At 50.3% G+C, this 1,156-nt stretch carries 1 protein-coding gene; it reads left to right on the top strand.

The window, feature by feature from the left end:
• A partial coding sequence (locus ACR0J8_RS24225; RefSeq protein WP_480892869.1) for a tetratricopeptide repeat protein occupies nucleotides 1–1,057 on the top strand: 1,057 nt, incomplete at its 5' end.
• Nucleotides 1,058–1,156 lie beyond the last annotated feature (99 nt).

Here is a 1,156-nt window from a genome sequence, read left to right as displayed (position 1 = left end):
CGCTGGTTCGACTTCGATTACCTTTGCCGACAGCGCGGTCAAACCATTGGAAATAGGCCGAGAGCTAGGTGTGGGATATGTCCTTTCAGGTAGCATGCAGAGCGTTGGCGCGAATATTTCAATCAACTCAACACTCATAGAGACGGCATCGGGGCACGCTCTGTGGTCGGAGCAATATGATGTTGGGATCGAAGAACTGTTTGCTGCTCAGGCCGACCTTGTTCGGGAAATCGCATCCACGCTGAAAATAGTAGTTGAGGAAGAAGAAATCGCGTCGCTGAAGAAACGGCCGACCGATGATCTAGAAGCTTATGAGCTGTTTCTGAGGGCTGTCGCCAAAAGCAAACTGTTGAATACTGCAAGTCGGCAAGAGGCAATAGAACTTCTGGAGCAAGCCATTGTTCTCGATCCAGACTACCTTTCTACCCATATTGAATTGAGCGGTCGCTACCTTAGCCTCTGGCGCTTTGGTGGGTCGGACGATCCAGAAACCGCGCTGAACAAAGCCCGTAGGCACGCACAGCGTGCGTTAGAACTGGATCAATCGGACTATCGCGTTCAACACCGCTTGGGCCAGCTATATTTGTTTGCTGACCACGATCATCAACTTGCATACCAGGCATTTCAGCGGGCAATACGGGAGAACTCCAATGATCCTGAGGTTCTATATGGTATGGGCTTTCTACGGTCGCTTATGGGTGAGCCAGCCGAAGCGATTGAGTGGAACAACAAGGCAAAAAAGGTCAATCCGCGTTATCCCGGCTGGTACAATTTTAACGCGGCCCTTTCTCATTTCCTCATCAGAGATTACGAACAGGCAATTCTGCTGGCAAAAACCGGTATCTCAACTTATCCAAAGTCGCTTCCTCCGCGCCGTATCTTGGTCGCAACCCTTGCTGAAATGGGACGTCTGGAAGATGCACAGGTTGAAGCAAAGAAATTACTCGAAATCCGGCCGGACTTCCGTGTTTCTACACACAGAAACACACCCTTTATGCGTACTGAGGACCAGGACCGGTATTTTGGTGCGATGGTTGCTGGTGGATTGCCCGAATAGAAAGATTTTCATATCCCCGAATACTGGCTGTATGCGCGGTTTCCACTTTTGGTAGCATCGTTGCATGAACGGACCAATCCGCTCCTCGGGATCAACAAA

This window comes from Ruegeria sp. N11, from assembly GCF_056531525.1.
The sequence above is the reverse complement of the archived record's forward strand: the minus strand, read 5'-3'. Positions and strand labels throughout refer to the sequence as shown.